Consider the following 7,240-nt stretch of genomic DNA (forward strand, 5'->3'; position numbering starts at 1 on the left):
CCGCTACTGGAACCCGTACCTACCGTGGTAGGTACGGGTTTTTTCATTTGAAATATTTATGGAAGATTCTTGTCTTCTTTTTTCGGAGCTTTCCTCCATAATCGTACTGAAAGATGTGTCAGATTGTTTTGCGCTCTCGTGGTATAAAAAATATAATTTTCGTATTTATATCTATCTTGAAGAACTGCTCCGTTCTGGAATATCAAAGCAATAAGCTTCTTTTCAAAGGTTTCTTCGATGAAGTGATTCTCCAGTACTTCCTATTCGTGGCCAGCAGACCTATCTGCATGTAAGACAACACAGATGGCTAAACTGGCGCTGGTCCTTTAGTTTATTTTCAGAGTATCTACAACTACTTTATAGGTTATTGGATTTAGATTTTTCTCAAAATTTATTTTTTAAAATTTGTCAAATATTCTTACTAGCTTTAAATACGTAAACGCCTCAAAATGCATTATTTAATCTCTCTCGGCAGGTCCTTTAAAAGACTTTTGCACCCTCTTCTATTTATAATTGGAATGCTTGTTGTTCCAATGATTGTTTTCTCTCAAAAAATAGAACCGTCTAAATGGAAAGCGACATTAAACGGCCCATATGCAACTCTTCTAGGATCCAATACCAGTGTTGGAATAATTGGGAGCTATGCTAGCCTCGAGCCAATTAATGGTGCATTTAGCTTTAAGGGAACCATCCCTTTTGGAGACCCACGTAAAAGTAGACTCAGTTTTTTATCCATATCGGCACAAGGCGAACTGATTGATGGAAATTTCGCAACTGTCTTTAAAAATACCAAACTCAATACCACTGCAGGAATAAATCTTGAATATAACTTTCGAATTTTAAAGGAAAATCCATCTCGAAGTCTTCATGTTGACGGCAAATATTTCATAGATCTTGAACTAACTTCTGCTGCCAGAAGGAACGTCACCAAGTCTTTTGAACAAGAACTAGCAAAGGCAGGCGAAAAGATTCTTGCACTTAGAGAAAATATTGAATGTACCAACGAAGCCATCGAAATTAAAAAAAATCGAATAAAAGAATTTGAATCAGAAATGTCAGATGTCAGTAAATCGAATAAGGAACGTGAAACTGCTTTTACAGAACGGCAAAAAATTGTCGCCGAACTACCAAAACTTCAAAAATTAATTGACCAATCCGAGTTTCAAATCGATTCTTTGGGTTATGTCAAATCCGATAACTATAGCCTTGCAACTGACTTTGGTTGGAAGCAGCTCAAGATTGATGAAGAAAAAAAGAAAAAGCTTCAAAATGATTACAAGTTTGCTGGATATAAGTTCCTATGGATAACATTAATCGTAGGTTCGGGCAAAAAAGATTATTTTACTTTTGAATCGACGAACCCATTTGCTGACCAGATACAAAATCCAAACCTAGCGACCTACAAACTCGGCGCGACCATAAATTTCTACTATCAGGATCAGTTTGAGAAGAAGGGGCTAATGATAAACATGGGGTTTCAATGGATGAGGGACAACAATCTCTCATTGCTGTCAACACAGGACATTACACAGGAGTCACTTTTTAAAAATGGAGACATTACAAGAAAGGTAGTAAAAAAATATATTGCCTATACTGATCCTAGCAAAATTGTGGAATATCATCAATTTGGTGTTTTTTCTAACCTATACTACATTTTCAATAATGGTAATATCGCAGCCCATTTCTTTCCTTCCTATTACAAGCCAAATGGAGGGCATGGTTATGTTGATTCAGGGGCGGGAATTATGTTTTCTCTTAAGGATGAAAAAAAGGAAAAACACACACTAAATCTTGAGGCTTACATGATTCTTTCCGATACTTTCAACAGCCTTTCCACAACAAACAAGTCTTGGGACAGGAACGAATTTGGGGTTAGAGCAACATTGCCTTTTAATAGATTGTTCAAATCTTCACAATAAACTATAATTGACATGGCCGCCAAAAATTCTTTCTACTTAAAAACGCTTAAAAAAATAAATCCAGCTGTTACCCATCCCCAACCGGGTTACGTTTACAAAGCTGTTTGCCTAGAAGAAGAGGAGTCTCTAACAGGATGGGTGACCTGGGCGGGAATGAAAACTGAGAAAGATCGACATGAAAAAGACACCGGCCATTTAACGAGCATTAACTTTAAAAAAGGAAAAGCTGAATTTTAAAACCTAGCAAAAATCAGATAAAGCATTATGAGCAAACTTAAATTTGAAAACGAAAGATTGCCTTCAATCAGAAAACTGAGAGGGTATGCTTTTGATCCAAGCCTATCAATGCAGATGGATACATCGACCATTAATGACATTATCTACAAAGTAAAATGGGAAAGCCTGACGCATGGACCTGTTGGCGAATACCTTGAAGTGGTGGATTACGACCCTACCTTGGAATGCTTCTTTGAACCCGTAGACCTTAATCATTTGAATATTGTAGCTTGCGATGGCCTTGCCCCAAGCGAAAGTAATCCGCAGTTTCACCAACAGATGGTATATGCTGTGGCCATGACTACCATCGCCAACTTTGAAAAGGCGCTTGGGAGAAAGATTTTATGGTCTTCGCGATTGCTTGATAAAGAGGTAACTGGAAAATATGAAGACTATGTAGATAAACTGCGCATCTATCCTCATGCTTTTAGGGATGCCAATGCCTATTATAGCCCACTAAAAAAGTCGTTGCTGTTTGGCTATTTCTCTGCTTCTCCTGCTAATGAATCACTACAAATGCCTGGTTCGCTCGTGTTTACCTGCCTTAGCCATGATATTATTGCACATGAAATCACACATGCAATCATTGATGGAATGCACAGGAATTATAACGTGGCGACCAATCCAGATGTGCTAGCCTTCCACGAGGCTTTTGCCGATATTGTGGCCCTGTTTCAGCATTTTAGTTTTCCAGAAGTACTTAAACACCAAATCGCAAGGACCCGCGGCGACCTCAAAAGCGAAAACATGTTGGGAAAACTGGCACAGCAATTTGGGACAGCAATAGGGTCCTATGGCAGCCTAAGGGATGCGATTGGTTCAGTTGACGAGGAGACCCAGGTTTGGGCACCCCTTGAGCCTGATCCATTAGCGTACCAAAATATTCTTGAACCGCATCACCGTGGAAGCATTCTCGTAGCCGCCGTTTTCGAGGCATTTATATCCATCTATAAGTCTAGGACCGCCGACCTTTTCCGCATCGCTTCAAACGGCACCGGCATTTTACAAGCAGGAGAACTTCATCCAGATCTGGTTAATCGCTTAGCAAGCGAAGCCTCGAAATCAGCCAGCCATGTATTGAATATGTGCATACGAGCACTGGATTACTGCCCACCTCTTGATATCAATTTTGGAGATTATCTCCGTGCCATCATAACTGCAGACATGGAACTGGTTTCCGAAGACTCAAAAAACTATAGGCTTGCTTTTATCGATGCCTTTAGAAGAAGGGGGATTTACCCTTCAGGCATCAAAACACTTAGCATGGAAAGCCTGAGGTATGAGCCTATGAACATTTATTTTGCGAAACAGCAAGACCGTTTCAAGCTAAATAACGAATCAGGAAATATGACAGAAGATGGTAATTTTACCGACCTTTTGAATATAGTAGGGGAATTTTTGCGCGCCTATGAAAACGAAATCAAATATGTAGACAAGCGTCATGATATATTCAACATCACTAGTAAATACATCTCGGGTAAATATGATGATGATGAAACCCGCATAATGGGATTACATCGAAGAATCAGCGTAAAGTTCCCTTATTCTAAGAAGTTTTCGCAGATCACAGGACTCATTTTTCTTGAAAATTTTAGGGAATTTGGCATCTCTGCTTCTTCGCTTGGAAATTACCACGGTCCACGTTTTGAAATCAATAATCTTCGTTTGGTAAACCGAACGGGACCCGATGGTTCAAAAGTTAACCAGGTAATTTTTTCGATTGTTCAGACAATCAAAGGCAACTTAAAAGATGATGATTTTTCGACTTTGCTGACCGATGGTTTTAGCAAAGAAAACCAGGTGTCTTTCAAAGGAGGCTGTACGTTAATCTTCGATTTAGATACTTTGGAATTAAAGTACGCAATCAGCAAGCCATTGATTGATACTGCCGCATTGGACAGGAACATCACCAGATTGCAACTTACAAGACTAAAGGCAATTAAATCTTACGTAGAAGATTTGAATCTAACTGCAACCGACATGGCAAATTACTTCCATTCACCCAATGACCTGAACGAACCATTTGCTTTTTTACATAAACACTGACATTTATGCCTATACAAAATAAAATTACTAGGACAGAAATACGGATGTATAAACTTGGTACGGGCGACTGTTTCGGCATCAAGTTCTATGATAAAGATGGCCTGAGCTATAAACTCATGATTGATTGCGGTACCTGGAAAGGCACTAAGGAATACCTATCACCATACGTCTCCGATTTAGTATCTTGGTTTGGTAATGAAGTCGACCTTTTGGTAATTACCCATGAACATAAGGATCATGTGTATGGTTTTGAAGCCTGTGAACAGCTTTTCACAAATGGTTTCGACGCGAAGCAGGTTTGGATGGCCTGGACGGAGAACGACGACGACCCCACAATCCAAGATTGGATGAAGCGGTATGGGCAGAAGAAAAAGGCACTTGCTAAGGCGACAGAAAAAATCAGCGTATTTGTTCATGATGAATTTAATCATCAGGCCTACGAACATGAAAAATATGCTAGCCAAATCATTGAATCAAGGAAAAGTTTTTCGGCGAAACTATCTGATCTGGTTGACTTGCAATTTTCTCTTGACAATCAGGTCTATGTGGGTAATCTCAAGGGAATGAAAATCGTAAAAGATAAGATTGCAAAAGGAAAACTGGTCTTCAAAAATCCTGGAGATATTATTCGAGGTTTGAAAGGATTACCAGGGGTGAACATCTATGTACTAGGTCCTCCAAAATCGTGGCTTTCAATCAAGAAAGAAAATGGAGGAGAAGGTGAAAGCTATAAGCACAACAGGGAAATATTTAAGAGTGATGCTTTTGCAGCGGCCGTCCTAAACGAATCAGAAGATTACACTGAAGAACTTCCTTTTGATCGAAAATATGTAATCGATAGGAATTCTTCCGCTTGGGAAAAAGCTATGAGGAACTATAAGAACGATGGATCCGAATGGCGAAACATCGATTTCGATTGGCTGCAGGGTGCTGGAGAACTTGCTCTTAGAGTATCTAGCATGACCAACAACCTCAGCCTAGCTTTAGCCTTTGAATTTGAGCCTTCCCAGAAAGTAATGCTTTTCCCCGGCGATGCAGAGTTTGGTTCTTGGGCTAGTTGGCATGAAATTGATTGGAACTCAAGTGTTCCGAAAGTCGAAAACTCCGACCATTTAAAAAAAGGTGTAGTTGAAGATTTGCTAAATCGGACTGTATTCTACAAGGTTGCACACCACCTCAGCCATAATGGTACAGCCAAACGTCTTGGCCTAGAAATGATGACCCATTCAGACCTGGTAGCAATGGCCACCTTGGATTACAACATCATTTCTGAAGGATGGACCTCAACAATGCCAAACGTGGAAATTGTGAAAGAGCTTGTCAAAAAGACCAAAGGAAGGTTGCTGGTAATGAACGAGAAAGGATTGCTTGCCGACCGTAAAACAAAGGAAAGCCTAGCTGATTGTGTTAAGAATGGAAAAAATGCATTAAGCCCCAAAGAAAGAAAAGAATTTGACGAAAACTGTAAAAATGAAACTTACTACATCGAATATAATTTGCAGTTATAGTGCGATTAAAATTTTGAATAAGCGTGAGTTATGAACGAATACTATAAAATTTCGGAGCCCCGACAGAGACACCATTAGTGGTGTGCAACCATCCTAAAAATTGAATTGGAATTTATGCTGCTTGATGCATCTAAAAAGTAATTTGAGCATGCTCAAATTGTTAGCTTTAGCCACAGTTTAGATAATTTCTTTTCTCATTGATAAATGATATTTAGAGTTTTACTTGATTAAATGATTGATAGATAAGGGGTTGTATTGTGTTTAATTCGCTTGGGTTCTGTAAATCAGGATGTTGTATGTAATCGTTTTAGAGTTTTTCATTGAATTTTGACAAAATCGGCTCTAACACCTCCAAAAACCCCAATAAGTGTTCTAAGAATTCACCATCCCCGCTACGATCCCGCTTTACGATAAGTAGAGCGGGATTTTTGTTTTAAAGTAAATCTCATCCCATTATTTTCAAAACCATACAAAAAGCTTTTCTTCCTCATAAAATAATAATGCTGGCAGCATTAAATAAATCGGATTAAGCGGGAAAGGTATTCTCTTTACGAACCACAACAGCTATTAAATTCAAAGAATCTTTATTGTTATTATCAAGAAAAATATTGATGAAATCAGTTTCAGGCTTTGATGAATCCATAGTGCCTGATTTACCCACACCTCCAATTTGGGTACGGGTAAACAGGGCTTATAATCAACATAACTAACCAAAAATTATAATAGACTGTGATATTAATTTAAATGAATAAAAAAGCAAATATTATTATTTAGACTAATTATAAACAAAGGAACAAATTGATGATCATTATTCCAAATATTTTGTGGCAAAATTGATTTTAGATCTAATGATAAGCATACAAAATACTGATAATCAATTACAAAATCATTCCTTAAAAGTTCTTCAAAGATTCAGATTTTAAAAGACTGAAAACACCTATCAAAAATATTTTAAATTTTCTTTGTAGATGATTTGCAAGTATCAAAACAATTCATACCTTTGCACTCCTTCAAACAAAGAAAATTTGAAGATATAGAGTGCGGGGTGGAGCAGTTGGTAGCTCGTCGGGCTCATAACCCGAAGGTCGCACGTTCGAGTCGTGTCCCCGCTACCAAAAGGTAGTCTGAAGTCGTCAGTACCAAGTCCAAAGTCATTAGACTCCAGACTAAAGACTCAGGACTTATTTTAATGGCCCGTTCGTCTAGGGGTGAGGACGCCAGATTTTCATTCTGGAAACAGGGGTTCGATTCCCCTACGGGCTACGATAAAGCGCTGAATATCAGTCATTACAACTGAATCAGCGCTTTTTTTATGCCCTGATAATTATATAAGTTAATCACCAGAATCAAAGACCTGAAATAGAGGATCAAGCGGAAAAGTTGGGGGAGATAAAAATTAAGCATATATTTTCGATAACCTGAACAAGAAGAATTTGATATCTCGCACACCTCTTGATGTTGCTCTGAATACTTTGACCTTCGCATTAAATG

The 7,240-nt window shown here is 38.5% G+C and carries 4 protein-coding genes and 2 tRNA genes; all 6 read left to right on the top strand.

Annotated features, from left to right (window positions below; translation table 11 throughout):
• The first annotated feature begins 449 nt into the window (after positions 1 to 449).
• The 6 genes from ACN1CD_RS11865 to ACN1CD_RS11890 all read left to right on the top strand — a co-directional run bounded on the left by ACN1CD_RS11865 (position 450) and on the right by ACN1CD_RS11890 (position 7,012).
• Positions 450 to 1,919 carry a hypothetical protein gene (locus ACN1CD_RS11865; protein ID WP_419130606.1) on the top strand — a complete coding sequence of 490 codons (1,470 nt, stop codon included), beginning with the start codon at positions 450 to 452 and terminating at the stop codon, positions 1,917 to 1,919.
• Positions 1,920 to 1,931: 12 nt separating this feature from the next.
• Complete coding sequence (locus tag ACN1CD_RS11870) at positions 1,932 to 2,156, top strand: hypothetical protein (protein WP_419130607.1); 225 nt, start codon at positions 1,932 to 1,934, stop codon at positions 2,154 to 2,156.
• Positions 2,157 to 2,183: 27 nt separating this feature from the next.
• Positions 2,184 to 4,241: a hypothetical protein gene (locus tag ACN1CD_RS11875; protein ID WP_419130608.1), complete on the top strand. Its 2,058-nt coding sequence runs from the start codon at positions 2,184 to 2,186 to the stop codon at positions 4,239 to 4,241.
• Between the two features lie 5 nt (positions 4,242 to 4,246).
• On the top strand, positions 4,247 to 5,749 hold the full coding sequence (locus ACN1CD_RS11880) for a hypothetical protein (protein WP_419130609.1): 1,503 nt from the start codon (positions 4,247 to 4,249) through the stop codon (positions 5,747 to 5,749).
• A 1,039-nt stretch (positions 5,750 to 6,788) separates the two neighbouring features.
• Positions 6,789 to 6,864 (top strand) — tRNA-Met (locus tag ACN1CD_RS11885).
• Positions 6,865 to 6,940: 76 nt separating this feature from the next.
• Positions 6,941 to 7,012, top strand: a tRNA-Glu gene (locus ACN1CD_RS11890).
• Positions 7,013 to 7,240 lie beyond the last annotated feature (228 nt).

This window comes from Pedobacter sp. N23S346 (assembly GCF_048515415.1).
GTDB lineage: Bacteria > Bacteroidota > Bacteroidia > Sphingobacteriales > Sphingobacteriaceae > Pedobacter.

Bases quoted from the DNA above. Each gene is read 5' to 3' on its own strand.
- ACN1CD_RS11865 (WP_419130606.1), top strand. From the start codon at position 450: ATGCATTATTTAATCTCTCTCGGCAGGTCCTTTAAAAGACTTTTGCAC.
- ACN1CD_RS11870 (WP_419130607.1), top strand. From the start codon at position 1,932: ATGGCCGCCAAAAATTCTTTCTACTTAAAAACGCTTAAAAAAATAAAT.
- ACN1CD_RS11875 (WP_419130608.1), top strand. From the start codon at position 2,184: ATGAGCAAACTTAAATTTGAAAACGAAAGATTGCCTTCAATCAGAAAA.
- ACN1CD_RS11880 (WP_419130609.1), top strand. From the start codon at position 4,247: ATGCCTATACAAAATAAAATTACTAGGACAGAAATACGGATGTATAAA.